This is a genomic window from Candidatus Brocadia sp., from assembly GCA_021646415.1.
In the GTDB taxonomy this organism is placed as follows: Bacteria; Planctomycetota; Brocadiia; order Brocadiales; family Brocadiaceae; genus Brocadia.
The window spans coordinates 20,908-47,893 of record SOEU01000007.1 but is presented as its reverse complement, the minus strand read 5'-3'; the positions used below and the strand labels follow the sequence as shown (position 1 = coordinate 47,893).

At 39.5% G+C, this 26,986-nt stretch carries 29 protein-coding genes, 1 tRNA gene and 1 CRISPR repeat array; of the genes, 21 read left to right on the top strand and 9 right to left on the bottom strand.

Going from position 1 to position 26,986, the window contains the following annotated elements; translation table 11 throughout:
- From E3K36_07435 to cas2, 9 genes are all read left to right on the top strand, one after another.
- Positions 1 to 1,485, top strand: a complete 1,485-nt coding sequence (locus E3K36_07435; protein MCF6155074.1) for a hypothetical protein — start codon at positions 1 to 3, stop codon at positions 1,483 to 1,485.
- Positions 1,486 to 1,500: 15 nt separating this feature from the next.
- Complete coding sequence (gene cas7i, locus E3K36_07430; GenBank protein ID MCF6155073.1) at positions 1,501 to 2,940, top strand: type I-B CRISPR-associated protein Cas7/Cst2/DevR; 1,440 nt, start codon at positions 1,501 to 1,503, stop codon at positions 2,938 to 2,940.
- Positions 2,940 to 3,617: a CRISPR-associated protein Cas5 gene (cas5, locus tag E3K36_07425; protein ID MCF6155072.1), complete on the top strand. Its 678-nt coding sequence runs from the start codon at positions 2,940 to 2,942 to the stop codon at positions 3,615 to 3,617. The genes cas7i and cas5 overlap by 1 nt, the downstream gene beginning before the upstream one ends.
- Entirely contained in the window at positions 3,610 to 5,868 is a 2,259-nt protein-coding gene (cas3, locus tag E3K36_07420) for a CRISPR-associated helicase Cas3' (GenBank protein MCF6155071.1), read from the top strand. The genes cas5 and cas3 overlap by 8 nt, the downstream gene beginning before the upstream one ends.
- Before the next feature lie 362 nt (positions 5,869 to 6,230).
- A complete protein-coding gene (locus E3K36_07415) occupies positions 6,231 to 6,560 on the top strand; it encodes a nucleotidyltransferase domain-containing protein (protein ID MCF6155070.1) in 330 nt (109 codons plus the stop codon).
- Complete coding sequence (locus tag E3K36_07410) at positions 6,557 to 6,949, top strand: HEPN domain-containing protein (protein ID MCF6155069.1); 393 nt, start codon at positions 6,557 to 6,559, stop codon at positions 6,947 to 6,949. Before E3K36_07415 ends, E3K36_07410 begins: the two co-directional genes overlap by 4 nt.
- Before the next feature lie 18 nt (positions 6,950 to 6,967).
- Entirely contained in the window at positions 6,968 to 7,486 is a 519-nt protein-coding gene (gene cas4 / locus E3K36_07405) for a CRISPR-associated protein Cas4 (GenBank protein ID MCF6155068.1), read from the top strand.
- A 418-nt stretch (positions 7,487 to 7,904) separates the two neighbouring features.
- Positions 7,905 to 8,885 carry a type I-B CRISPR-associated endonuclease Cas1 gene (cas1b, locus tag E3K36_07400; GenBank protein MCF6155067.1) on the top strand — a complete coding sequence of 327 codons (981 nt, stop codon included), beginning with the start codon at positions 7,905 to 7,907 and terminating at the stop codon, positions 8,883 to 8,885.
- Between the two features lie 90 nt (positions 8,886 to 8,975).
- Positions 8,976 to 9,242, top strand: coding sequence for a CRISPR-associated endonuclease Cas2 (gene cas2 / locus E3K36_07395; GenBank protein MCF6155066.1), 267 nt, complete (start codon positions 8,976 to 8,978; stop codon positions 9,240 to 9,242).
- A gap of 208 nt (positions 9,243 to 9,450) precedes the next feature.
- Positions 9,451 to 10,000: a CRISPR direct-repeat array (repeat unit 29 nt; unit sequence GTTTTATCTGAACCATGTGGGATATAAAG).
- A gap of 60 nt (positions 10,001 to 10,060) precedes the next feature.
- On the opposite strand, the gene E3K36_07390 is transcribed toward cas2, so the two are convergent.
- The gene (locus tag E3K36_07390; protein MCF6155065.1) at positions 10,061 to 11,251 is read right to left on the bottom strand and encodes an ISL3 family transposase; all 1,191 of its coding nucleotides are present in this window, start codon (positions 11,249 to 11,251) and stop codon (positions 10,061 to 10,063) included.
- Positions 11,252 to 11,363: 112 nt separating this feature from the next.
- Here E3K36_07390 and E3K36_07385 point away from each other — a divergent pair, with 112 nt between their 5' ends.
- The 6 genes from E3K36_07385 to E3K36_07360 all read left to right on the top strand — a co-directional run bounded on the left by E3K36_07385 (position 11,364) and on the right by E3K36_07360 (position 13,987).
- Positions 11,364 to 11,507, top strand: a complete 144-nt coding sequence (locus E3K36_07385; protein MCF6155064.1) for a ribbon-helix-helix domain-containing protein — start codon at positions 11,364 to 11,366, stop codon at positions 11,505 to 11,507.
- A complete protein-coding gene (locus tag E3K36_07380) occupies positions 11,504 to 11,920 on the top strand; it encodes a hypothetical protein (GenBank protein MCF6155063.1) in 417 nt (138 codons plus the stop codon). The genes E3K36_07385 and E3K36_07380 overlap by 4 nt, the downstream gene beginning before the upstream one ends.
- Positions 11,921 to 12,557: 637 nt before the next feature.
- A complete protein-coding gene (locus tag E3K36_07375) occupies positions 12,558 to 12,830 on the top strand; it encodes a hypothetical protein (protein ID MCF6155062.1) in 273 nt (90 codons plus the stop codon).
- A 138-nt stretch (positions 12,831 to 12,968) separates the two neighbouring features.
- Positions 12,969 to 13,292 carry a hypothetical protein gene (locus E3K36_07370; GenBank protein ID MCF6155061.1) on the top strand — a complete coding sequence of 108 codons (324 nt, stop codon included), beginning with the start codon at positions 12,969 to 12,971 and terminating at the stop codon, positions 13,290 to 13,292.
- A 31-nt stretch (positions 13,293 to 13,323) separates the two neighbouring features.
- Positions 13,324 to 13,746, top strand: a complete 423-nt coding sequence (locus E3K36_07365) for a hypothetical protein (protein MCF6155060.1) — start codon at positions 13,324 to 13,326, stop codon at positions 13,744 to 13,746.
- 34 nt (positions 13,747 to 13,780) lie between these two features.
- Positions 13,781 to 13,987: a hypothetical protein gene (locus tag E3K36_07360; protein MCF6155059.1), complete on the top strand. Its 207-nt coding sequence runs from the start codon at positions 13,781 to 13,783 to the stop codon at positions 13,985 to 13,987.
- 647 nt (positions 13,988 to 14,634) lie between these two features.
- On the opposite strand, the gene cobM is transcribed toward E3K36_07360, so the two are convergent.
- Both cobM and E3K36_07350 read right to left on the bottom strand, forming a co-directional pair.
- Positions 14,635 to 15,366, bottom strand: coding sequence for a precorrin-4 C(11)-methyltransferase (cobM, locus tag E3K36_07355; protein MCF6155058.1), 732 nt, complete (start codon positions 15,364 to 15,366; stop codon positions 14,635 to 14,637).
- A 6-nt stretch (positions 15,367 to 15,372) separates the two neighbouring features.
- Positions 15,373 to 15,738: a hypothetical protein gene (locus E3K36_07350; protein ID MCF6155057.1), complete on the bottom strand. Its 366-nt coding sequence runs from the start codon at positions 15,736 to 15,738 to the stop codon at positions 15,373 to 15,375.
- 199 nt (positions 15,739 to 15,937) lie between these two features.
- Here E3K36_07350 and E3K36_07345 point away from each other — a divergent pair, with 199 nt between their 5' ends.
- Entirely contained in the window at positions 15,938 to 16,756 is an 819-nt protein-coding gene (locus E3K36_07345) for a 3-deoxy-8-phosphooctulonate synthase (GenBank protein MCF6155056.1), read from the top strand.
- 78 nt (positions 16,757 to 16,834) lie between these two features.
- A tRNA-Thr gene (locus E3K36_07340) sits at positions 16,835 to 16,907 on the top strand.
- Between the two features lie 17 nt (positions 16,908 to 16,924).
- Here the strand turns inward: E3K36_07340 and E3K36_07335 are convergent.
- Positions 16,925 to 17,578 carry a site-specific integrase gene (locus E3K36_07335; protein ID MCF6155055.1) on the bottom strand — a complete coding sequence of 218 codons (654 nt, stop codon included), beginning with the start codon at positions 17,576 to 17,578 and terminating at the stop codon, positions 16,925 to 16,927.
- A 766-nt stretch (positions 17,579 to 18,344) separates the two neighbouring features.
- Here E3K36_07335 and E3K36_07330 point away from each other — a divergent pair.
- Positions 18,345 to 19,814: an RCC1 repeat- and reductase domain-containing protein gene (locus tag E3K36_07330; GenBank protein ID MCF6155054.1), complete on the top strand. Its 1,470-nt coding sequence runs from the start codon at positions 18,345 to 18,347 to the stop codon at positions 19,812 to 19,814.
- A 69-nt stretch (positions 19,815 to 19,883) separates the two neighbouring features.
- Here E3K36_07330 and E3K36_07325 read toward each other — a convergent pair whose 3' ends face one another.
- The 4 genes from E3K36_07325 to E3K36_07310 all read right to left on the bottom strand — a co-directional run bounded on the left by E3K36_07325 (position 19,884) and on the right by E3K36_07310 (position 21,194).
- Positions 19,884 to 20,273, bottom strand: a complete 390-nt coding sequence (locus tag E3K36_07325) for a putative toxin-antitoxin system toxin component, PIN family (GenBank protein ID MCF6155053.1) — start codon at positions 20,271 to 20,273, stop codon at positions 19,884 to 19,886.
- Positions 20,270 to 20,509 carry a hypothetical protein gene (locus tag E3K36_07320; protein MCF6155052.1) on the bottom strand — a complete coding sequence of 80 codons (240 nt, stop codon included), beginning with the start codon at positions 20,507 to 20,509 and terminating at the stop codon, positions 20,270 to 20,272. Before E3K36_07320 ends, E3K36_07325 begins: the two co-directional genes overlap by 4 nt.
- A 69-nt stretch (positions 20,510 to 20,578) precedes the next feature.
- Positions 20,579 to 20,998: a PIN domain nuclease gene (locus E3K36_07315; protein MCF6155051.1), complete on the bottom strand. Its 420-nt coding sequence runs from the start codon at positions 20,996 to 20,998 to the stop codon at positions 20,579 to 20,581.
- Positions 20,988 to 21,194 (bottom strand): type II toxin-antitoxin system VapB family antitoxin, encoded by a 207-nt coding sequence (locus tag E3K36_07310; protein MCF6155050.1) that lies wholly within the window; start codon positions 21,192 to 21,194, stop codon positions 20,988 to 20,990. The genes E3K36_07315 and E3K36_07310 overlap by 11 nt, the downstream gene beginning before the upstream one ends.
- A gap of 1,405 nt (positions 21,195 to 22,599) precedes the next feature.
- Between E3K36_07310 and E3K36_07305 the strand changes: the two genes are divergently transcribed.
- Together E3K36_07305 and cysC are read left to right on the top strand one after the other, a co-directional pair.
- Positions 22,600 to 23,988 (top strand): phosphodiesterase, encoded by a 1,389-nt coding sequence (locus E3K36_07305; GenBank protein ID MCF6155049.1) that lies wholly within the window; start codon positions 22,600 to 22,602, stop codon positions 23,986 to 23,988.
- Between the two features lie 268 nt (positions 23,989 to 24,256).
- Positions 24,257 to 24,865: an adenylyl-sulfate kinase gene (gene cysC, locus E3K36_07300; protein ID MCF6155048.1), complete on the top strand. Its 609-nt coding sequence runs from the start codon at positions 24,257 to 24,259 to the stop codon at positions 24,863 to 24,865.
- Positions 24,866 to 24,892: 27 nt separating this feature from the next.
- Here cysC and E3K36_07295 read toward each other — a convergent pair whose 3' ends face one another.
- Positions 24,893 to 25,645 carry a hypothetical protein gene (locus E3K36_07295; protein ID MCF6155047.1) on the bottom strand — a complete coding sequence of 251 codons (753 nt, stop codon included), beginning with the start codon at positions 25,643 to 25,645 and terminating at the stop codon, positions 24,893 to 24,895.
- A gap of 327 nt (positions 25,646 to 25,972) precedes the next feature.
- On the opposite strand from E3K36_07295, the gene E3K36_07290 reads away from it, so the two are divergent.
- Positions 25,973 to 26,986 carry a class 1 fructose-bisphosphatase gene (locus tag E3K36_07290; GenBank protein MCF6155046.1) on the top strand — a complete coding sequence of 338 codons (1,014 nt, stop codon included), beginning with the start codon at positions 25,973 to 25,975 and terminating at the stop codon, positions 26,984 to 26,986.

Here is a 26,986-nt window from a genome sequence, read left to right as displayed (position 1 = left end):
ATGGAGAAAGACAAGATAAGATTTGAGCTTACTGGAAATTTTCAATACGATATTGGGCTTTTGGGTTTAAAAAGGGTATTGGATTTTTTTGGTGTTCAATATAAAAGTGATGAATTCTCCTTGACAGTCAATAAAGATACATGGCCTGAGGTAGGGCATTATGCATATTTATACGGTTACTCTTTTAAAGGTCTTGAGGCATTTGCAAAAAAAATTAAGGCAAAAAAATATTCAGGGAGAGATAGCGATTTTGAAAGACTTATTAAAGATAGTGGTAATAAAACATTTGAGGAGTTCATAGCTTTATTAACTGATTTTTTCAAAGATGAAAATAAGGAAGTCATCAATAGCATAAAAGTTGCCGGGGCAGCATATACGGCATTAAATGTGATGAATATATCCCATCACAATACATTAAATCCTCATAAGATGAAAGGGGCTCAAAAAGACAGTTTTAAAAGTGATATATTTTATCAAGAACTTGTCGAGAAATTTATTAAAAAAACAAAACCAAATGAAGGGCTATCAAGGCAATCCTGCGATTTCTGCCAGAAATACGAAGGGGAGTCATTAAATAGAAAGAATTTTTTATTTGCGCCTGCTGCCTTGAATTTATATTGGTTTGAGGAGCCATCAATTTATATTTGTCCATATTGCTCGGCATTAAATCTTTTTGCGAGCTATGGAACTTTTACAACAAAGACAAATGAAAAGTATCTTGTTTATTCCTCAAATCTATCTATCATGGAAAAAGATAATGCTATAGCTGAAAGGTCTTTTGAGGAATATATACTAGAATATATAAAGCATACGGCAAGAGTTCAGACTGAAATAATGGATAAGTTTTTTATTGAAATGAGATTCAGCGGGCAAGAGCCCGATATTGATTTTTTACCTCTTACCTCACGCGTTCTTCAATTTTTTTATGAAAATTACAAATTGTTTGAAAAGCTAAGCGAGGATGATTTTGTAGGTAAGTCAAAGACTCCTATAATACGCGCCTTTCGGGACACAATAGTATGCCTGATTAACGGAGAAGATTTAACCACAATAATTGATCTTATTGTCAATTGTGTAATAAAACAGGCAAGCGGCAATAAAAATATTCAGGGTTTTGATTTAAAGGCTATCAATGCTGCAATGGTTATGCTAAATATTTCTTTAAAATCAAAGGGGGTAATGGATATGAATCCTTTAGAAGACTTTAAACAGTTCGGTGATAATGTTAGGGCAAAGATTTATGCAGGCAAGAGCAGAAATGCAGCAAAAAATAAGACTGTGTCTTTTTCTGCTTCTCTGCGTGATGCTGTAAACGAAAGCAAGGTGAAACTGATGGAAACCCTTTTACAGTTGTCCATTTATTCAGAAGTTCCGATGCCTTGTTCTATGGTATCAAAGCTATCTTCGGCAGATTTTAATTACAAGGAAGCAGGTCTTGCTGTTGCACTGGCATTGATGTGTACAAGTGAAAAAATTAAACAATAAGACAGGAGATTTAAAATGGGTAAAGTTTTAACTTTTACAAATCTTATTGAAGCTGGCGTTGTTAACAGAAACGACAGTATAGGCAATATATCATCAGTAAAAAAAGTCTCTACTCAAAAAGGGGTAAAGGTTTTTTTCTCGGATAAGGCTTATAAAAGAGCTATCTGGAACAGGGCTGTTGAAAGAGGGCAGGAGAACTGGAGAAAATCGGCTGTGTCATCAGCAGGTGGGGTAACGCAGAGAATATCAACCATTATTGATAGCGAGGAGTTTGATTTTGCAGGGACAATGATAGCTAAGCCTATTCCTCATAATAGGGAAAGCGTTCTTGTTACTACTTATGGTCTTTCAATCAATAATTATGTAAGCTGTATGGAGTTTCTAACTAATATGGCTCTTGCAAAGGAGCTTGGGACAGATAAGACCAGTATTTATAATCGAGAGCATTTTCAAGGCCTTTATAAGGTCAGTGGTCTTATAAACCTTGATAGACTTGGAGAGCAGGAAATTCTAATTCCAACTAAGATTTCTGATGATGAGCTTGAATTGAACGCGGGAATGAGCGTTGATGAATTCTTAGCTGCGTTTTATGGCGCTTTGGCGTATGTTGACAATGAGAGTATGCCTATGACCATGAGCGACTTTATTTCTTCATTATCTTTACTTATTCAAGAGGGGCCGGATATTAATTTGACCAAAAATCAAAAAGGCTATGAAATTAAATTGGCTGTTGGCCAGACAACATTAGGAGAAAAGAATATGGTGTTACCTGAACTTAAGGGAGATACTGCTACAAAAAAGAAAACTCTCGCAAAATTCCTTTTAGATTTTTTAGTTAATGACGCTAATATAGTAGATGAGGACAGAAATAAAGTATCTGATAGGATAGAAAAGTTTATATCAAAAGTTGATATAACTGGTAATGTTTTGACTTTAACATTAAATAAAAATAGCGGTAAACAACAGAAAGAAAAAATTGATGAGCCTCATTCAAATGGTTCAAATGAGGAGAAAGTGAAATGGCTTCACAAAATTTATAAAAATTATCTCAAATTTCAAGTTCCTGAAGATGAGTTTGTAAAACTTGGAAATGAAAGAATTGCTTCAATAAGTATTGACAAGGAAGGCAATAACTATAAGGTTAAAATAAGTTTAAAATCAGAAGAAAAATTCAGACGGCTAGGAATTCTTTTTGATACTATATGTAACCTTTATAGAACCATAGAAGGTCGAGTTGAGAACTTATGTCCTGTATTTTCAATTTGGAGTGCAGAACTACCCAATCCAGTATTCCATAATCATATAGACGACATGATTAGCTCCTATAGCCCGCTGAAGGTTGATAAAACCAAATTATCAAATGTGGCAAATGGTAAAACAATATTTTATGGGCGTGAAGCATCAACTTTTAAAGAAGGCCTTTTTGCTTCAGTTAAAAGCTATTATGGGATTTAATGATGATCAGGCTTGATATTTTACAACCGATAGCCTGTTATAGGATTCCAGAAATAGGAAATCCTATGTTGTCATTTCCTATTGTGCCGCCTGCAACCGTGTATGGGCTTTTACGGTATATTACAGGCTATCTTTCTATAAATAAGGACAATACACGGCTTGCTATTTCGGGCAAATATGAAGGCAAAGCAAGGCATATAGTTATTAATCATCAAACTACACAAGGCGATAAAGGTAAATATAAGTCTAACAAGGTGCCTATTGAGGAGTTATATAACATCAGCCATTTTATACATGTGGATAGTCCATATGAGAAAGAAATAGTTAGTTCCATCCATAATGTTCAAAGAATGGGACGGAGGGAAGATGTAATAATCCATGTATCCTGTTGCGAGGTTGAAATAGCGAAAAAAGATGTAATTGATATTAGCTTGACAAAAATTATAAACAATGACGCAAACCTATATGTTCCATTTAATCATCAGATTCATGGAATTGGAATTTTTAAGGTTCCTATAGATAGTGATAAGGCGCTCTTAGATGATGGATACCTAAAAATGTATTATAAAAGACTGCTATTTATGGATGTTCCCAAATATTATAGTGTGAGCAATGAGATTGTTGTCAGCAAAGATAAGGAAGGCAATACTCATGTGTTGTGTTGGTTAAATGAATAGTCCTGACTCTTACCCTGCAAAATCTGACAAAACCACGATAAGACAGCATAACGATGAATTGCTGAAAAACAGCGACTTATTGCGTCAAAGCGGATATTTAAATGTGCAGGAAGATTTTTGGAAGTTGCTTAATATGGCAATTGAATATCATGATTACGGCAAAGCTAATAAGAGTTTTTATACAAAAATATTAGGTAATCGCAATGAAGAAGTTTTATTACACCATTTAATATCGCCGCTGTTTTTCCTTGATAGTGTACAAGCATTAAAAAGGATTGCAAAATTCTTTATTGTCAATGCAATAGTCAGTCATCATAACAGGCAATATGAACTTGTAAAGTCAGCATGGCAGTTTAACAACTCTACCTTAAAGAATAGCCTTATTAAAATAAAGGATACCTTGTTGAAGGGGTTTAATAATTATGAGCCTATAGTAGATGAATATATAGATATATTGGGATTGCAAAGCAGGATATTCAGCACGCCTGAGAACTTAAAGAAAGGAATACTTATAACAGGTCTTTTAATCCGCCTTGATCACGCCTCTTCTGCCGGACTGGAAGTAGAAGAAGAACCTATAAGAGATGATAGAACGGTTTTGTTTAAGAACTATATTAACGATAAGCCATTGCGACCGTTTCAGGAGAAATTTAAGAATCTGGATAATGCCTGTATTGTGGCTGATACGGGGCTTGGTAAGACAGGGCTTTCAGTTTTGTGGAGTAAAAGAAAGAAGTTTTATGTGCTTCCAAATAGGTCGTCCACGAATGCTATGTATGAAACATTGAAAGACATATATGGAAAGCAAAGAGTGGGGCTGCTTCACTCCACATCGCTTTTTTATATGCTGGATAGCGATCAAAGCGGAGAAGATGAGGATTTTTCAGTTGTCAAAGACTACGAGAAAACGAGGATATTATCAAAACCTGTAACTATTTGCACTGCTGACCAGTTATTTACAGCCGCTTTTAAATATCCTACTTATGAAAAGATTTATGCTACTCTTGCATATTCGGATGTTGTGATTGATGAGATTCAGGGTTTCTCTCCGCAACAGATTGTGCCTATTTTGCATCAGATAAAGGACACAAAAGAATTGGGCACGAGATATTTAATAATCACAGCTACTCTGCCTGAAAAGGTTGCTCTGGAACTGAACAAAATTGGGGTAAAAGTCGTTATAGACGATGAAGATACAATTGATACTATTAAAAGGCACAAAGTAAGAATTGAGCAAGACAAAAACCTATCAGACTTGTCACAGGATATCATTGATAAATTCCGTTTGAATAAAAAGGTGCTGGTAATAACAAATACTGTTGGCGCTGCGCAGAATCTATATGAAACACTGAGAAGATCGCTCGCGGGAGCTGAATTGGAGCGGCTAAACATTTTACACAGCAGATTTATCAGGAATAAGCGGTGGGAAAAAGAAGCGTCTATAAAAAAACATTGCAAGCAAGATGGGAACGGACATTATGTTGATGGAAGGGGCTTTATCTGGATTTCTACACAGCTTGTAGAAGCTTCTTTAGATATTGATTTTGATTATCTCTTTACTGAAATAGCCACGATAGATTCGTTAGTTCAAAGGATGGGCAGAATATGGAGACACAGAAAAATTGACTATGAGGGAGAACATAATATAGTTATTGCCTGTAGTGTAGACGAAAAAAGTGTTAATTTTGTTTATGAGAAAAGTCTGAGAGAGAAGACAACAGAACTTTTAAATGAGGCATTGGAAAATACAGAATTTTTGATATCAGAACAGAAAAGGAAAATGGTAAAGACACTTTATTGCGAAGAAAGTTTATGTTCTTTAAAATCAAGGTATCTGGAAGAATGGAAAAAGATAGATGATATTCTCAATGGCGGATGGGAATTTCTGATAAGTGCCGAATCACAGAAGGCGTTCAGAGATGTACTCACAATAGAATTGATTCCTTGGAAGTATAAAGAAGAAATAGAAAAAAAATATGAAAAACTTAAAAGCATAAATTCTCAATTAAAAGGCGATGAGAGGAAAAAACAGAGGGCAAATATCTTAAAAGATATTCAGAAACACAAAGTTCCTACTCCGCTTTACTATGTAACTCATTATGCAAAAAAGCATAATATTTCCAGACCATATCACGTGATAGACAAACAATATGAAATTGCATTTTTGGACAAAGCATTCACTTATGATGAAGATTTAGGGTTGACGAAGAAAATAGAAGAAATTGATGATTTTGACGAAAGGAGTTTTTAAATATGTCATGACTACCCTTTACATCCTTGAATCCATCAACAACCCTAAATTCCCATACTGCCTTATCATGAAGCAGGGGGGGAATCGTTCAACTGCTCGCTCCCAAACTCCTGTTTGGGAGTGTAATGGACGAGAAACTCAGTTTCTCTGCAATTGTGTTCCCAAACTGATGCTTCAACAGGTTCAGTACATGGTTTGGGAACAAGCAGTGGTTGTTTATTTAAAGGGTTGTTCGGCATATTAAAAAATGATTTTATTTATCATTACCATGATAAGGAACTTGCCGGAATTACGATTCTGCATGCAAAAGAGAAGATTCAATAGCCGGGATATATGAGAAGAAAATATCTGTTAAAAATTTCATGAGGTATTTTATGAAAGAGAACGATTTGAAGATTGCAAGGGAGTTAAAGAAAAGGCTATCTGAAATTGTCCAGCTTGTCGATTTCCGTGTCTTTGGCTCCAGGGCGCGGGGCGAGGCTGACGAGTATTCGGATATGGATGTATTTATAGAGGTAGAAAGCCTGAATGATGAGTTGAAAAGAAAGATTCGCGATATCGTATGGGAGGTAGGCTTTGAAAATTCCATATACATATCCTCGCTTATATTTACGCGATATGAGATAGAGGATTCTCCATTGAAGGCGTCTCCTATTGTTGAAAACATCAACCGTGAAGGCGTAATGGTATGACAGATAAGGATACTTTGTTTTTATACCGCTTAAAACAAGCAGAAGAAACGCTTGCGGAAGCCAAAAAGATGGTTGAAGAAAACTTTACTTCAAGGTCTATTATAAACCGGGCTTACTATGCAATGTTTTATGCCGTATTGGCCCTTTTCCTTAAGACAGAAGTTTATATTCAGACTTCAAAGCACAGCGGTATAATCTCAGTGTTTGATAAGGAGTTTATTAAGAAAGAGAAGATTGACAAAAGATACTCCAAAATTCTTCATAATGCTTTTGACGACAGGCAAGAGGGAGATTACAAGGAACTTGTTGAGATACCATTTGAAAAAGCTGTTGAACATGTTAAGTTGGCGAGAGAATTTATACGGACTATTAAAGAATTTGTCAAATAACTTAATAAAAATAAACACATGGAAACTGATGCTTCCGTCGATTTCCAAACTCTTAAAACTAATGGAATAAAGGTCAATTACCTCTACGTCTGCGAGCGGAAGCTCTGGCTCTTTGACAGGGGCATTGCCATGGAATCACAATCGGATAAGGTCTTGATGGGAAAGCTGCTGGGTGAAACCTGTTATCCACGGGAGGAAAAGCGGGAGTTGCTCATCGACAATCTTATTAACATCGATATCGTGGGCGACGATGAGATTCGCGAGATTAAATACAGCAACAGGCTTGCGCATGCAGACAGAATCCAGTTGCTCTATTATCTGTATTATCTCAAACGTTTGGGCATCGAAAAGAGGGGTGTCATTAATTATCCGAAGATGAGAAAACGGGAAGAGGTTGTATTAACCCCTGAAACTGAAAAAGAGGTCGAAACAGCATTGATTCGTGTGAAAGAGATTTTGGAAATGGAGAAACCGCCGGCATTGCAGCGAAAACCCTATTGTACAAAATGCGCTTATTACGAGTTTTGTTGGGGGTAAGAAATAGTATCGGCAATTTCTTTTCTTACAGTCATCATGCCGCTCATGTGGCACTTTGAAACCATGAAAATATTTTCGATGTTTCGGTGTGTCCCCACACCGAAACATCGCGGCGTAGCTTAATAAGAAATATTTGAGACAGTTTTGTATAACTTGTGTTACCTCCCCTTCATCGTTCGACAGGCTAAGGGTGTAACGTCGTGCATGGTGAGCGTTCGACTGAGCTCACGCCGAAGGCTTGTCGAACCATCACGACGAAGTCTCCTCCTTGCGAAGGAGAAATCGGAAGGGTTTTTTGATACTTTACCTCCCCTTCATCCCCTCCTTGCGAAGGAGGGGAAAGAGGGGTGGTTTTTTTCGGTTGTGGCTCTGCCACACTGTGTTCATCTGCGTCCAAATACATATTTCTGAGAATAACATGTCCAGATCATACTACATATTTTCTAACGGCCGTATGAAACGGCAGGAAAACACCCTTTACATCGAAAATGAGAAAGGAAAGAAAAAGGCCATTCCGGTGGAGGATGTTAACACGATACACCTCTTTGGAGAGGTGGACCTCAATACAAAGCTGCTCAATTTCCTGTCGCAGCAGAATAAAACCGTCCACATCTATAACTACTATGGTTTCTATGCCGGAAGTTTTATGCCGAGGGAGAGGAATGTCTCCGGCGAGTTAACCGTCAGGCAGGTGGAATATTACCTCAACGCAGAGAGACGCTTCTTTGTTGCCCTTTCCTTCGTGGAAGGCGCCATGTTCCACATACTAAGGAATCTGCGTGAATATTCCAATACCGGGGATTTTCAGAAACAGATAGAGACAGAACAAGCCAATGCCGCTAAAACGAAGACCATTAGTGAACTCATGGGATGCGAGGGGCGGGTGCGGGATATCTATTATCAGGCGTTTAACGCGATCTTAAAAGACGACTTTGCAATGGAAAAACGTGAAAAACGGCCTCCCACCAATCCCATCAACGCCCTGATATCCTTTGGTAATTCCATGATGTATTCGGTCGTGCTTTCAGAAATATACCACACCCAGCTCAACCCAACCATAAGTTATCTGCATGAACCGAGGGAAAGGCGGTACTCGCTGAGCCTTGATATCGCCGAGATCTTCAAACCACTTATCATTGACCCTATTATCTTCAGGCTGGTAAACAACAATATGGTGAAACTCGAGGATTTTGAAGAAGATGTAAATTACTGTTATATGAACGAGGATGGACGGAAGAAGTTTCTCAAAGAGCTCGATCAAAAGTTAACCACCACGATTAAACACAGGAAGTTGAAGAGGAACGTATCGTACAGGACGCTTATCAGGCTCGAATGCTACAAGCTCATAAAGCATTTTTTAGGCGATGAAGTTTATGCGCCGTTCAAGGCATGGTGGTGAATACAGACTGAAGGGAAAAGATAAATGTCTGAATCCCCTCTATCAAGAGGGGCAGGGGTGTGTCATCTGAATTTTGTTGGAGATAGGGACGTGCCATATTTAATTGTTACTTACGATATTGGAGAGGAGCGGGTGAATAAGGTAAGGAAGGTTTTAAAGAAATATTTTATGTGGGTGCAGAATTCCGTGTTTGAAGGCGACATCAGCCTGGGAAAACTTGAGCAATGCAAGACTGAACTGCGCGGCGTTATCGATGATGAAGGGGATTCTATCTATTTTTACAGCCTTGAAAACAGGCTAAATTACCGGAAGGTTGTTCTTGGCATAGAAAAGGAAATGACGGGGAATATTTTGTAATTTGCATCGAACCGGTGTTTTTGGCGTGTACTCATGAAGTGTATTTACGACAGAGAGTTATAGATAAATTATGAAAAAATTCAAGAACATGATTCGGGGTTTGATGCAAAAATATTGATTTTCGATGGTTTGTAATCAACGGCCAGCAAAGCTTAAGATAATTTAAGAAGCGAATTTAAAGCCATTTTTATTGTTTTTAAATGGCGGGGTTTTATCTGAACCATGTGGGATATAAAGGCTTGAAAATGCGATCCCTGTTCACCCGTGCCCCCCGTTTTATCTGAACCATGTGGGATATAAAGCCGATGGTGAAGTGGATTGAAATGTCTTGTCGTGCCGTTTTATCTGAACCATGTGGGATATAAAGCCCGTTGATGTTGGCGTTGGTGTTGGATGTGATTCCGTTTTATCTGAACCATGTGGGATATAAAGATTACATAATCTTTGAGATAATCAATAAACTCTATGTTTTATCTGAACCATGTGGGATATAAAGGTGTTTCTGCGTCCCCAGGAGGAATCTATCCAGGAAGGTTTTATCTGAACCATGTGGGATATAAAGAAGTTCAGCGTTCCTCGCGATTGTACATCTAAAAGAGTTTTATCTGAACCATGTGGGATATAAAGGCACAATTGCCGCAAGCGCAAGAACACTTTCTGTATGTTTTATCTGAACCATGTGGGATATAAAGAGTATAAAGTCACCAGCACCGCTTTCCCCAACTTTTAGTTTTATCTGAACCATGTGGGATATAAATTTTAGCAGATTTACAAATTAAGAGGGTCATCGTGGAAACGAGTGGGTGAAATTTGCATCTTTATATCTCCGGAAGCATACAGGTCAGGATTTTTAAGCGAAGATATTCTTCATCTCTTAGACCGTAGGCCCGTCGCTGGATAATCCGGATTTTGTTATTCAGTCCCTCGACAAAACCCAAAGAAACTTTATTCTCCGGTTTACTGTATGCAGCAATTCCATCCCAGTGCCTTTCTATCATCTCAGCAAATTTCTCATAGGGTTTAAGCCTCTGCCACTTTAAAGACTTTTTCCGGTTTTCGAAAAAACGTCTTGCCCATCCCTCCGACTTATAATTCCATAGCTGCCCAAAAGACTCTCTCAGTATATACGCAATGTTGATTCGCTTATTGGCCTCCAACAGCTTTTTGAGCGCCTTTCTCCCGTCTATCGTGAGATTTTCCCAATTTGACAACAAGGTATACTTGTGCCCTTTGATAAACGAACGATCCTTCTCCTTCAACCGGGCATACTCCTGTTTGCGAATTTTATCCAACGCCTCACCCAAATGTCTCATCACATGAAATTTATCATACAGAATAGACGCCCCTGGCGCATTCTTCCGCGTGGATTTCTCAAATGCCTTCCACATATCCATAACCGCCAACCGTACCTTTTTTATCTTCTTTTGTCCAAGCCACTCATAAAACATATCCATACTCTCTTCCGACCTGTCCTTGCCTCCAAACCATATCGGTCGCTTCCTCTCCAAATCGCTTACCACGATCCGATACGTATGCCCCTTCCTTAACGATATCTCGTCTATCCCTATAGCTCCGGGAGCAGGTACTCCCGTTCTCTGTAGCTGCTTCTCCATGTATTGTTTGTCCAATTCTTTAACCGTATGCCAATCCAATTTCAACTCTTTGGCCACATCCTGTATCGTCATCGACCGGCATCGCCTCCCTACAAAAAAGGCAAACCTCTTTGTGTAGAAAGGATTTCTCGAAAGCCACTCTACCTCTTCCCGTTTCACCTTCCCGCATCTCCGACACTGCACGCGCCGAATCTCCACCTCCAGGTAAATCCGCATCTCTCCGCAGGATAAGTCTCGTACCCATCGGACCTTCTTGTCATAATAGCTCCGGTGCACCTCACCACAACAACCGCACACCGTTTTTTTTGAGTCCGAACAAGTCGGATAACACGCGCCTTTGCATCGCCAAATATCCCCTGTATCTCGGCCTTCGGACGAAACCAGGGGATATGATATTCGTCCAGGAGCCGCTTCTTTTTTCCCATCGTTGTATCATGCCATCTTTTTTAATCCCCTTCAACCCCTTTTTCACCTTACTTTATGCCTCATCGCAACCTTTTTCCCCTAAATTTTACCCACTCGTTTCCACGATGACCCAATTAAGAAACTGAAACAATTATCCGATAATACGGGTATACAGGTTGCGGAACATATCAGGCGTGCAATTAACGAATATCTTAGAAAGCAGAAACGAAAGGGGGAAATATTATGAAAAGGTATAGTGTTTTATTTTTTTTAGTTATTGCGATTGTAAGTATTTCTTATCAGTGTTTTGCTATGGATGCTTTTGTCATCAAGGATAAAGGCATTGATGAAATCGAATTTGAAGAAGTAGAGATTAATCCTGGCAGTATTGTTGAACAGCTAGAAGTGGTAAGGGATATTAAGCATAAAAAATATGCTGGTGTAATTGCTTTCATATTTGTTGGAACAGAGCCAAACGATTCAAAGGAAACTTTACCCTATGAAACCTATGTCAATCCCAGCCGTTTATTTACTTATTCAATTTCTTATTCTCCAAGTCAGAATATAGTCATCGTGCGGCGAAGGCTGGAGAATAGAAGCGATGACATATGGAATGCAAGTGGTGAAATTGTTAAGGTTGAATGGTTTTTGGTTAAATAAAAGGGGGAAATGTATGGATACATTGTTGGGAATGATATTTGACCATATGCCATTGGTAGTGATATTATTTTTGCCTGTTACATTTTGGTTTTATCTGAACCATGTGGGATATAAATGCGGTATTGCATACGTGACGTAACGTTCCACGAGGCAGTGCTGGTGTTTTGGGGGTAAAGGATGACCCACCCCTGCACTCCCCCCAAGGAGGGTCTATTTTTACGGTTAGGGAACCGAAATCGATTGGTGAGTATTGTGCAGGGAAAGATGTTAGGGAATGCAGAGGATATTGGGGAGAGCAGGTTTTAGCAATGATCTGTGCTACGTGTCCGAATTAACTCTGACAGGGTTTGAAACCCTGTCAGAGTTGCAACTTTTTATTCGAGAAAGAAATGCACAAAGAACATGAATATTACAACGATTATAAGCGCTATTATAGGTGGTTCTTTGTATGCGCGCCAGAAGGAATAGTCCTTAATAGGTTTATGCGGTGGTTTTTCTGAGGCAGATGGGGCAGCTTGCTCTATCAAACAGCACCGGCCAAATGCCCGTTTGCATTTCAGATATGAATACAGGGTACCAAGAAAAATAATAAAAGCTAAAATGGCTTCCATGTCAAAACAATAACAAAAAAATATTGATGGGTCAACGAGTAGAATTAATTATTAGTTGTATCAATGACACACGCAAGGCAATTCAGGAAGTCACATCGTCTTTCCAAAGCGTTGTGATCAAATTTGCTGCATGGAATCATTCGATAACTTACGCATTTCAGCGTGTTCAACACGTTCTTGATGTCGCAGTGCTCAAAGCTGCTCGTGTCGGTGATGACCTCTACAAAATGAGCCAGAAGATTGGCATCGGTGTGGAAGAGCTTTATTGGTTTAGTTTTTATGAACCATGTGGGATGTAAAGTTAACTGAAAAATAATTTCATAAAAGGGGGAATACCGTATGAAAAGGGCAATGTGTTATTTGTTCGCATTTCTTGCGTTTGCTTCTTATTGCGAAGCAAGGGAGTCATTAAAGATTGTTGATGAGGCGAAGTTAATTTGAGTGAATTTACTCAAGGTATAGTTGAAGCGCACAGTAAAGTTGAACAGAATCAATATGATTCAACAAGGGTAAGTAAAAGAAAAACCATACAAGGTTATCTCTATCTGAAAGGAGATGGAGCGACACCTTTAAATTATAGTGAAGTTTTAAGATTAGATTCTGATGGATTAGTTTACTGTACAATAACTTTATGGCATTTACCCTACATGGACAAAGAATCACGAATATTAATTACAAGAACAATAATTAATAATTCCGATTCAGATTATGAGTGTCTTGATTGGTCAGGGTTAAAAGTTGAATGGTATTTATTGAAATAGTGCTGAAACAGAAAAAGAAAGAGGGGGCGTTATGAAGAAGGCAATAGGATATTTATTTTTATTGATGTTTTTGGTTTCAGTGTGTCATGCTGGAGATGTTAAGGTTCTCCAAAAGAAGTCTTATGACTTGGAATTGGAAAGCAAACCAGTAAAAGCTGGCAGTTCCTTTGTGGAGTATTTCGATATTGATTCATTGGGTAATAAAATACCTGATGAAATCGCTGCGACGGTGCAAACAGGAGATTGGATAGCATCGTTGCCAAGAGATAGTTATGTCAGCCTGGACGAAACCACAACGGATAAAATTATAGAACATTGGGGGATAAGTTTTGCAGCGGTCAGGAGTGGCGGGAGAGTGGTATTTACAAGGACAATAATAAACAATGATATTATCGATAGAGAGTCTTATGCCTGGAATCTCAAATTGAAATGTAGATATCTAAAATACAAATAACCCGGTAAGGCAGGCAGCGCCAGCTAATCAGCTGTTGAGACACTACAGGTACGGCAAATGTAACGGGCAAGATACGGTAAACATACCAGGTGCATCATTACTAACAATTGCAAAGGTCGGCAGTACTTTCAAAAGGAAGGATGAATATGCAGAATACAACGTCATAGCCATTAACACAGAAGAGCAAATTCACATCTCTCCCGCATGTGCGGGGACAATTGCCACGGGCGGTTTTGTCTGAACCATGTGGGATATAAAGGTCGTTCTGCTGCATTGGCAAATTCATCAAACGCCTTTTTACATGATTAAAACCCGCTTTGTATGGAATAGTTCCATACCGCAAATTTCGTTGAGAGACTTTGAAAAGCCAGTTACTTCTTGAAGAGCCTTGCGGGTATCATTGATACAACTAATTATTAAATCTACTCGTTGACTCATATTGATTTTATCATATAATATTTTTATGGAAATTCTCGTATTTATCATTTCTTTTGTGCTTGCGATTTTTTACCACTATCGCTTCTGTTCTTATTTTGAGCCGATAAAAGGTATTGATAAAAATAAGAACAACGATAAAAATACAATTGTTTTAGATGAGACTAATTCGGGCATGTAGCACATACCCGTCCTAAAGATTCTCTCCAATATTTCCTGCATTCAACAGCGCCTTTTTCCCTTGCAATACTCGCCGACCAATTTTGTATTTCCCTCCCCCTTTGTCCCCCTCTGGAGGGGAATAGGGGGAGGATTCACCCCAGAAGTTTTATCTGGACCGTGTGGGATATAAACAGCTTCCAACCACTAACTACCAGTTTCCATATTCCTTTTGTTTTTGGTGCGAGTGAACGCCCATGTTTAGCTATATCTCCCGGCAAAAAGTACTGTATATTATTTTCTTTCTTGACTATATAATACAGACCTTTCAAATTCTTTCCGTAACATCCATCCTACAATAACAAGTGCCGACTTCCTGATCGCTTCCTGCCTGACCTTTTCGGTGATGTCCGATAGTGTTGTACAAACGACTTTCTGGTCAGGCCACGTTGCTTTATAGACAACTGCTACCGGGCAGTCATTGCCATAGTGGGGCACGAGTATCTTTACGATTTCTTCTATCTTGTCAATACTCAGGAAAATACACAGGGTAGGGGTTGCTGCAGCGAGGACACTCAGGTGTTCCTTTGCGGGCATGGGGGTTTTCCCCTCCATGCGGGTAATTACAATTGTTTGTGTAACTCCCGGAAGCGTTAGTTCCTGTCTCAAAACCGCTGCTGCGGCAGCAAAGGAGCTGACACCGGGAATAATTTCATAGGCAATTCCAAGCTCATCAAGGACATGCATCTGTTCCTGTATCGCACCATAAATGGAAGGGTCCCCTGAGTGTATCCTTGCAACATCCATATTTTTTCCCATTGCTTCCTTGTAGATAACCGTCATTTCTTCCAGACTCAGATTGGAAGAATCGTATACCTTTGCATGGGGCGGAAGAGATTTCAGTAAATCGGTATTTACGAGAGAGCCTGCATAAATACAGTATCCTGAACGTTGTATGGCCTTCAATCCCTTGATCGTTATTAATTCAGGGTCGCCCGGCCCTGCGCCGATAAAATATACCTTCATACGTTTTTAGTTCCCATCTTTCCAATGAATGGCATTAACAATAATCTTTTTTGATTCTTCTCCCACGATCTTGAATACGCTATCTTTTATTAAATATGTTGAGGCCTCTTTACTACTGGTCCTTACCGTAACAATCCAGCACCCTGCGTCTCTGCTTACGGACTCAATTCTTCCCTTCTTCACGCTTATGCTGACATTTAATACGGATTCCTCCTCCCCGCCGGATATTTCCCGAACACCTTCTACGGCAAAGACGGTAGGTAATCCGGTTTTTAGCCTTATTAAAGGAGCTTCGTAATCAAAAAATTGTCCAAATGCGGTAAAAGATATACAGCATAATGCAAACACACATACAAAGATCTTGCTTTTCATTTGCCACCCTCTTATTTTTAATAGGAATTAAATACGAAAAAACGAATGTCTGAAAATCTAAAAAAACTATTTTACACGCAGAATAAAGAGGTAGCAACCCCTTTTTGATTATCGTTCTGTTTATATTCTGTTGACACCTGTAAAATTGTTATTTATAGTTATCTTAAATCGCATTTCGTGGTATTTTTTCTATGGTGAAATGACTAAGATGATAAATGTCAGAAATTATTCAATAGGACGGGGGCAGCCCTTGGTCTTCATTGCAGGCCCGTGTGTCATAGAGGGCCATGAAAGCTGCCTGAAATTGGCAGAAAAATTAAAAAATATTTTTCAGACAAGGAAGATACCCTTTATCTTTAAGGCCTCGTATGATAAGGCAAACCGAACATCGGTGAATTCATACCGGGGGCCTGGCATGAAAGAAGGCATAAAGATTTTAGCTGACATTAAGAACCGGCTTGATCTGCCGATACTTTCTGACGTACATGCTGTGGAAGAGGTCCCATTCGTAGCAGAAACGCTTGATGTTATACAAATTCCGGCCTTCCTTTGCCGTCAAACAGATCTCATTCTTGCTGCTGCAAGGACAGGCAAACCGGTCAATGTGAAAAAGGGGCAGTTTTTGGCTCCATGGGATATGAAGTCCGTTGTCGAAAAAATACGAAGTACGGGGAACGAACAGATTGTATTGACGGAACGAGGGGCTAGCTTTGGTTATAATAATCTGGTCAGCGATATGCGTTCGTTGGTTATCATGCGGGAACTGGGTTATCCGGTGGTCTACGATGCTACACACAGTGTCCAGTTGCCAGGCGGTCAGGGAAACGTCTCCGGGGGTGAAAGAAAGATGATCGCGCCGCTTGCCAGAGCCGCTGTTGCAGCAGGCTGTGACGGCCTTTTCTTGGAGGTACACGAAACCCCGGAAACGGCACTTTCAGACGCTGCGACCATGCTGTCTCTTAAAGATCTGCCCTTTTTGATTGAACAGGTATTAGAGATCCACAGGATAGTTGGATGAACAGTTCCGAATATTTATTGTAAATAAAAAAATTTTTCGTATAATATGTTTTTTGTGTAATGACTTGTATCGTATTCAGCCCGCGTAGCTCAACTGGCGGAGCACGTCATTCGTAATGATGAGGTTGTCGGTTCGACTCCGATCGCGGGCTTTTATTTTACAAGGGTTTCAGGCCGTTGATACATTTCTGTTTACCCCCACTGCAGTCAAATTGTAGTCAACTTTTTCCAAAACCTCAATTCCTTCCCTTAAAGACTCCGGACAATGATGCGCATAACGCTGTGTCATGTGAATATCGCTATGCCCCAACAACTTTGATATTTTATAAAGGTCAACCCCTCTTTGCGCAAGCCGGGTGGCGAAAGTATGCCTTAAGTCATGGAAATGAAAGTTTTGTATGCCTGCCTTTTCCCTGACAATGTCAAACGCCCTGATAAGGTTTCTACGGTCAATCTTGGTCATTGCGCTACTTGAAAAAACAAAATCGCTTTTTAGACTCCTGACCTTTGCTTTCTCCATTAAAATATTTAGGGCAATCTGGTTTAAGGGAATGGTTCTCGGTTTACCGTTTTTGGTTTCCTGGATAATTATTGTTTTACGAAAAAGGTCAACCCTATCCCATGTAAGCGAAAGTAATTCATCTTGCCGTAAACCGGTATGCAAATCAAAGGCAATTACGTCTCTTAGCCATTGCGGAGAATTTTCAAGCAGTCTCTTTTCCTCATCTCCTGATAACCAGCGGTCTCTTTGATTGTTTTCCCTTTCTTTGGGTATCTTTAAACAAGGATTTTCCTTAATCCATTCCCATTGTTTTACTGCCAAACTGAATGCTTAAGGATAAAAATAATTCCGGCCTTTTTGCTTTTAAATAGTGATACTATTAAAAATTTCATCTTTTTACACCAGACATTTGGGCTTTTACGCTTTCTTGCGCCCTAATCTAAGGGACAAGACCCTACGAGTGTGCTCACATCTTTATCAAGAAGACTTCCGGCGCCGATAAGCGCAACAGCGACACAGCCTCCACCGAAGTTAAGAATTAACGGAAAACCAATTATGACATACTAAACCAGCATACAGACGCAACAACGAAGGTGGCAGGAGCAAAAAAGATAGATGCTGCAATGCCCTTAGAAACCAGCGGCCTCGATGGTAATTGCAAGACAGAGAAAGTAACCCCAAAGGCCAAAAACAACTAACGCACTCCAACCGACGAATGTAATAAACTTGCCAACGAATTTAATAAGCTTGCCAATAACCAACCTGACCGCCCCCTTTTTTTCATACGGAAGAAAACCCAAAGCATAATGGTCTTACCTTTTGTTGCAAACTTCATGTTCTGAATCTGCGGTATTAATAAACCTATCTCTAATTATCGACAAATCTTTTTTTGTTTCAGTAAATTAATTCTCAAACTTGGTCTTTTAGTTTGTAGGGCAATCCCAAAAAATCTATGCACACACAAAGAGCTTTTTTTCATGTAATTACAGATTTTTCTTTGCAGGGCAAAACAAACTAAAATCATCGTGAGAAATGCCGATAATACGATATATGGGATAAGATCAATATGCTGATAAACTCCTTCTAATTGTCTATCTTCATGGAGGATTGTATGGGCAACAGAAAAGCTTTAGTAATTGTCTCGGCGCTCTTATTTTCATTGTCCGTTATTACACCAAGCAGGCTATTTGCGTCAATCCTGCCTATGCCCCAAATAGCAGCGGGAGGACATCACACTATAACCCTGAAATCCATAGGAACTGTTTGGACATGGGGAGATAACTGGAATGGCCAATTGGGGGATGGTTCTGCGATTACTCAAAACACACCGGTACATGTAGATGGACTTAATAATATTATTGGTATTGCGGGAGGTTACTTGCATTCTGTAGCCTTGGGGTCTGACGGTACAGTCTGGACATGGGGGAACAATACTTATGGACAGTTAGCAGATAATTCCGCTACGGATAGAACCACGCCGATAAAAGTAAACGGTATAAACGATGTCACATCTGTTGCGGGAGGATATTATCATACGATAGCCCTTAAATCGGATGGAACTGCATGGACATGGGGAGATAATACTTACGGTCAGTTGGGAGACGGCACCAAGACCAATAGCAGTACCCCTGTTAAGGTGAATGGGCTTAATAATGTAATTGCTGTTGCGGGTGGATACTGGCATACCATAGCTTTAAAATCAGATGGTACAGTCTGGACGTGGGGGGATAATATTCACGGTCAATTAGGAGACGGAACCAATACAGAGCGAAATACACCGGTACAGGTAATAGGACTATCTAACATCATTGCCGTTTCGGGTGGATATTACCATACAGTAGCCTTAAAATCAGACGGAACGGTGTGGACATGGGGAGATAACTATTATGGGCAATTGGGGGACGAAACTAACGATGATAGTAATGTGCCAGTACAAATGGTTGGGGCTGGAGACGTTGTTGCAATTGCCTGTGGAGGGGGACACACTCTATGTTTAAGAACAGATGGATCGGTATGGGTATGTGGTAGTAATTATGACGGACAATTAGGAAATGGAGAGAATACAGATAGCAACAAACCCGTGCTGGTGAGTAGCATTAGTGGGATCGTCACGGCTATTGCAGGTGGTTTGTGGCACACTATCGCCGTAGGATCAGACGGGACAGTGTGGACATGGGGAAATAACTTTAATGGGCAACTGGGAGACGGAACACACGACCGAAGAAATACCCCTGTCCGGGTTGAAGATTTTAATTTAGCCCAGACTACCAGTAAGATATATGGGTATACAATAGATAGCAATGGTCAGTACGTTGACGCGGTAAAATTGAGACTTAAAGGAGAGAAGGTAAAAACATCAGAAACAACATATTCAGATGTTAACGGATATTTTGAATTTAAGGGTTTGAACGCTAATTCTTATACGATTAAATCAAAAAAGAAAGGCTATAAAGACGCGAAGTATAAAGTAATACTTGAGGAAGGCGAGACAAAAGAGGTCGGGGTAATGATACAGACAAAAGAAGGAACACCAACACCATCACCCACACCTAAATAAACTAAATTTTGTGCATGTTTTATAAGCAAACGTATTGTTTACCTGATGCCATTACTGATCAGTGATTCCCTAACTCAAATATTCCTTTAAGCTTATGATTTTTATCCCTTTGTATTCTTTCAGTTTTAACATTTCTTTATCACCCGTTACTATGGCATCGGCTTTACCACCTAAAGCACACTCAAGGATTCTGTTATCAGGATCGTCTTTAAAGACGCGAATTCTCTTCGTTGGATTTATTACCTGAGCAATATCCGAAAGGTAAACTGCTACATGACTGATTGCCTCTCTGTCACGGTGGAATTTTGTGGATAGCACTTCTAAGACCTCTTTGATGATTTCCCCGGAAATTAATAGCGTATCATCCCCCTCTATTATTCTTAGGAGTGCCTTCTCTGCTTTACTGCCAGGAATAACAAAGGCAGAAATGAAGATATTTGAGTCAAATACGAGGTTCACTTTTTTAGATACTTCTCAAAGTCTTTCTCGGTGAGAATACCCTTTTCCTTCGCCTTGCGACTCCAATAGCCCTGGATTTGATAGAATTCCTTTTTCAGCCTTTCTTTCCTTGTAGTCCTTAAAGCGTCTTGAATCACTGCGCTCAGTGTCTTCCCCTCTTCTTCGGCTATCATTTCTGCCTCTCTTGCCAGGTTCTCTGGAAGGGAAATAGTCTTTTTGACTGTTGAAGCTGTCATAAATACACCTCCTATTCTGGTATGAAATAATCATACCATAAACAATTTTGCCAAAGCAACTACTTCTTGTCATATCTTAAATTCATCAATGCAATCTACGGTGGATATGTCAAGGTATTTTGTCACTAATCTAAAATGTCTATCATGATGAATGAGCGTATAGCCGTAAGCCTTAGCAATCGAGGCAACGATTAAATCAATCGTGGGAATAGTAATGCCATTTTTCTTAAGGTTATAGCCAGCATTGTACGCCATGTCCCAGACTTTTCCATTTGCGGGTAATAATTCCAGCGACTCTAACCGCAACTTCATTTCGGCATACTCTTTTTTGTCACGACATCCCTGCAACAGTTCAAGAATAATGATGTTTGTCGTAGCAACCTGAGAGGAATCAAGGGATTTGATCATTAATTGCTGTAGGTCTTTATTCCCGGTTTTCTTAAAACTCTCTATCCATGCAGATGTATCAATGAGGATTCTATCTTTCATTGCGCATCTTTCTCAGGTCTTTAAGGTCAAGATTAAATTCGTCGAAATTACCTATAAGATTTTTAAGTTCCTCGCGTCTCTTTAGCCTTAGATAGTCTTTCATTGCTGTAACTATAGCGTTCTTTTTTGATTTTGCACCTGATTTTTCCATGACCTCTTTTAAAAGTTCATCATCTATGTCAATTGTTGTACGCATTTCCTACCCCTCATTTTTATGTTAAAAACTGTCTGCTAAGTATGCAAATATTATAGCATAATAGACATAACATTGGTTTTTATTTTGACACTATACTCAAAATTTTTGGTTTATCAAGACCTTTTTATAAATGGTATGATTTCAAAATTCCTATGCGCACCTATAGAGACACTTGATTCAATATCGAAGCAAGGAGTGACTTGTAGGGGGTGGGGGTAATTCTATCTACTATTCCTAATACTTTTCTAACAAATCCTAACACCGAAAATGTAAGGGATAACATATGATTTAAGGTTAGTTAGATTGTCCCTAACAGTCCTAAAAGATTTCCAAAGTTATCTCCTGGCCGTTGGTGGAAATTATTTTAACCACCTATCTCTTTGTACGAAGAATGATATTGTGTTGCTTTGTAGTATTAACTCCATTAATGATTTTATGACCCGCGCTCTATGTGGCAGTGGGGAAAGATACTCTGTTTTCTGGCAACATGGATTATGTCTTATACTAGATAATTGCAATAACAATTTACATAGTAAGGAGTTGTGACATAACACAACATAAGTGATATTATCGGACGTACGCCTTGAATCCCGCTAAAATCAAAGCATCTGAGACTTTCCCCACTTTTAAACAACACAACCTAATAAATTTCTTATTGAAATAACCTATTTTCTTATCTTTTTTTACCATGCAAATTGGATACTTACACCACATATCACTTTTTCTTCCCCACTTTTATATCGTGGGTAATTACACCTTTGTCTATTGCGCTTCGACACTTCTTTATCCTTCGGGATTACCATCTAGATAACGATTCTGCCAACGTTAGTGATATTTCCTCAGTACATAGAATCACCCAGGGCAAAAGTCCTCATTCTTTGCTCTAACTGATACAGTGCTGTACCTTTCACATCTTCCTTTCCGCCAACTAATATGCAAGAATCTTAGTGAGGCGTCTAAGCTCCTTAAAAATAGTATACATTCCAATGAGTTTTTTATAGATTTAGGCCCATTTTTGGTTTGTAAATGCTAAAATTTAGTGGTATTTCCAATACATTTTACTGTAGTCAAAACGTAGTCAACTCCATCGAAATGGTCAGGAATCAGCAGGAATAGGCAGGAAATAAATTTGTGTTGCAAGTTATCTCAAAACAAGGTATTATAGCCGTAAAGAACACGTTTCCGGTCACTTGTAAAAAATGGTAAAAAACACTAAAATGTCATTCGTAATGATGAGGTTGTCGGTTCGACTCCGATCGCGGGCTCTTTTATTGTTTTCAATAGAGATAAAGGTGGACCCCTCCTGACAGTTGCCTGACATGCCACAAAGAAAAATAAAGGCAGTTTATCAAAATATTTCTCCTCATGCAAAAATACCCGGGAAAGGTTTAAAAGTGGAATTTTTATGGTAATTAATAAGAAAAAAGTATTTGTATTAGGTCTGGACTCGGTTCCCCCTGAACTCTTGTTCGATCGCTGGTTGAATCAGTTGCCGAATATAAAACGACTGATTTCTCAGAGCAGATACGGTGAGATGAAAAGTACAATTCCGGCTATTACCTGCCCGGCGTGGATGTCCATGATGACAAGCGCCGATCCTGGCAGATTGGGAATTTATGGGTTTAGAAACCGATCGAGTTATGATTATGATGGGCTGTCCTTTGCTAATTCGAAGGCCGTCAATGTGGACACCGTATGGGGTATCCTGTCAAAGATGGGAAAGAAAGTTGTGGTTATCGGTGTGCCTATGACATATCCACCCCAGCCCGTCAATGGGTGTATGGTTACCTGCTTTATGACACCAGATACGAAGGGTGAATACACGTATCCTCCTGAGTTAAAAGATGAGGTTGAGGCCGTTTCCAACGGCTATATGTTGGATGTGGATGAGTTCAGAAGCGATAACAAAGAATCCACCTTAAAAGAGATCTACGCTATGACGCACAAGCGGTTCAGGTTAACCAGACATTTTATCCGTTCTAAAGAATGGGATTTCTTTATGATGGTGGAGATGGGGCCAGACAGGATACACCATGCCTTCTGGAAATATTTTGATCAAGATCATCCGAAACATGTACCAGGATCAAAATATCAAGACGCCATTCTGAATTACTATAAGTATCTTGATGAGGAAATTGGTGAGACCTTTAAGCTCTTCAATGATGATACCATGGTTCTTATTGTTTCAGACCATGGAGCAAAGAAGATGGTCGGAGGTATTTGCATTAATGAATGGCTTCTCCAGAACGGTTACCTGAAATTGGTACACTATCCAGCAGAGGTTACTCCATTCAATAAACTCATAGTCGACTGGGAAAACACGATGGCCTGGGGTGAGGGTGGCTATTATGGGCGATTATTTATGAATGTGAAAGGGAGGGAGCCCAAGGGTGTTATTGCGCCGCAGCATTATGAGCACGTAAGAAATGAACTGATAAAAAAACTGGAAGATTTGAGGGATGAAAACGGTAATACCATTCATACAAAGGTTTTTAAACCCGAAGATATTTATTCGGAGTGTAACGGTATACCACCGGATCTAATCGTGTATTACGGAGATCTCTTCTGGCGTTCTATTGGTAGTGTTGGAAATGGTACCATATGGGCTGATGAAAATGACACGGGCCCTGACGATGCAAATCATTCCCAATATGGTATTTTTATTATGCAAAATGGGAGCGACAAGGAAGGGGTACGACTCCACGGGGTAACCTTGTATGATATCGCCCCAACCATTTTGGATTATATGAGGGTGAAAATTCCTGAAAATATGGAAGGAAAGGTTATAGCGTAATGGCAAGTGAGGCGTGCTTGTAACCGATGAAAAAAAGGTGAAACTACAGGTTACCATCTTAACTGTTCAAACGGCTTATCTGCAATTATATTTAATAACCAATATAACATAACGCAGCGAAGCCGCAACCAAAATAACCGCTCCTCTTTCTACTCCTTCGCAAGGAGGGGATAAAAGGGAGGTAAAAAACTTACACAAAAAAGAAGTTTTCACAAAGTAATACTATAAATAGGGATTGTATAGGGAAGGTTTAATGAGGACATAAAGGATGAATAAAGGTTTTACGGTTTGGTTTACTGGATCATCAGGATCCGGGAAGTCCGCTATTTCCCAACTTTTGGGAAAAAAACTGAAGGAATGGGGCAGAAACGTCGAGATACTTGATGGTGATGTAGTGAGGACAAACCTCTGTCAGGGACTTGACTTTCGTAAACAAGATCAGGATATTTATGCTCAAAGGATTGCGTTTGTGTGTAAATTGCTGACGAGAAATGGTGTGGCCGTTATTTCCGTTGCCATATCTCCGTACCAGGAGAGCAGGGAAAATGCACGCAAGGAAATTGGTAATTTTGTTGAAGTTTATACAAAGTGTCCCACAGAGGTCTGTGCCCAACGAGATGTGGAAGGGATGCATCAGAAGGCACTCAAGGGAGAAATTCAGGATTTTCCAGGAGCTTCAGACCCCTATGAAGAACCGCTCAAGCCTGATCTTGTTGTTGAGACCGATAAGGAAACCGCGGAAGAATCCACGAATAAAATCATAAATAAATTGATAGAATTAGGCTATCTAAACCCGAAAGGGTCGGTTACACACGTTTATTCATCTGAAGAAGAAGATAAGATCAAGGAAAGATTGTCCCGGCTGGGGTATATTTAAAAGATGGAATAGTTTACCACAATACACCTACCTATTTTGTGCCTTTTTATTTGCATAGGCTGTTTCTACCACACTTTTTGTCTTCTTTGCAAATTTGGTAATAAGTTTATCCAATTTGGGAACCAGGATGGGACTTGCCGCCTTTGCAAGGAAGGCAAAAAAGGTATTGTCAAACTTCAAGTGGACGGCAGTTTTTACGTCTTCATAAAACCCTTCCTGGTCGTCTTGTGTGGTGTAATCAATCTCCAGAACAATAAAGCCTGAAAAATTGAAGAAAATTGCAGCATTGCCATGTCCCAGATAGATTACTTTCTGTGGTTTTCGTTCTGCTAACACAAACTCTCCGGTGATGTGTTTTGCAGGCATCTGTATGCCATACCGTCCATTTCCTTTTACTTCAAGTAACAACTCTCTTTTCCTGAAATCCTTTCCATGCTTTGTGAGTTCTTCTACATGCTCCATGAAGTATTCCAGGGTTTCTCTATCGGTACGGATTACGAGGGGTTTTTGAATCCTTGTAATGGTACTGTTATCAATGATGTATTGCACTTTGTTTCCTGGTATTGTTTCTGCTGATGCAGGATTAATAGTAATAAGCAATATGCAGATAAACACAATGGAAATTATATTTTTAAAAATCTTTAATATTGTTTCTCTGTCACCTTCTATAATTACAGGTTCGGAATAAAAGCGTTTTTTTGCTAGTCTTGCCGAAGAGATATCGATACCTGTTGCGGTCGATATCTCTTCGGGGGTCAAATTGGAAAATCCTTTTATCATGATACCTGCAGATTTTTTAATCTTAGAAAAGTTTCAGTCTCAGAAAGGGGTGCAACCGTAAAAAATATTAAGACGGAGAAGACAGAGAAAATCAATGGAAAAACATTTTTGTGGGTTGGATATTGCTGGCAGGGGCGCATTGAATATTTTTATGTTCTGATGGAACAAAAAACAAAAACCTTTTGAATTTTCTGGTGAATTGCGAACGTTTTTCCTGCATGAAGAGTGTGCGCAACTGCGCAAATGGATAATCGTTGACTTTACTAAGTAAGATTGTAAAATGTAGTGTCTTATCTCATTCTAGAGAACATGGGAGGAATTGACGATATGCAAAAAAGCAAGGCTGTTACGATACAACGGCATATTGTTGAACAGGAGAGATTATTCCCGAAGGCCACGGGAGATTTTACCGGGCTTCTATGGGACTTAACACTTGCTGCAAAGACCATTTCTCGCGAAGTAAACAAGGCAGGTCTTGCAGAAATTTTGGGTCTTACGGGAGAAGTGAACATCCACGGCGAAGCAGTAAAAAAGCTGGATGTCTATGCCAATGAGAGAATTTGTAAATCCATGGATCACGGTGGTCATCTCTGTATAATGGCATCCGAAGAAAATGAAGATGTTATTCCCATACCTGACGAATTTCCCAGGGGTAAGTATGTACTCATGTTTGACCCATTAGACGGTTCGTCTAACATTGATGCAAATGTAAGTGTTGGAACCATCTTTTCTATTTATCGAAGGAAGACAACCGGGAAAGAAGCTACGGTTGAGGATTGTCTGAGAAAAGGAACGGAACAGGTTGCGGCAGGATATATTGTCTACGGCTCCAGCACGATGATGGTCTATACAACAGGACAGGGTGTACATGGTTTTACCTTAGACCCCAGTATTGGGGAGTTTTTACTTTCACATGAAAATATAAAAATTCCCTCGAAAGGGAAGATATATAGTACTAATGAGGGAAATGCACTCACGTGGGATGAAGGGACGAGGGGATATATCAGTTATCTCAAGGAAAATGATCCGCCGACAGGCAGGCCTTACTCCCTGAGGTATATTGGGTCATTGGTGGCTGATTTTCATAGAAACCTGCTGTACGGGGGTATCTTTTTGTACCCTGCTGATTATAAAGACCCAAAAAAACCGAAACCAAAACTAAGGTTGCTTTACGAAGCAAATCCCCTTGCTTTTATTGTTGAACAGGCTGGTGGTATGGCATCCACAGGAAAGGAACGTATTTTGGATATACAGGCCGCTGAACTTCATCAAAAGGTGCCGCTTATCATCGGGAGCAAAGAGGACGTGTTGACTTATGAGAAGTTTTTTAAACAAAAGTAA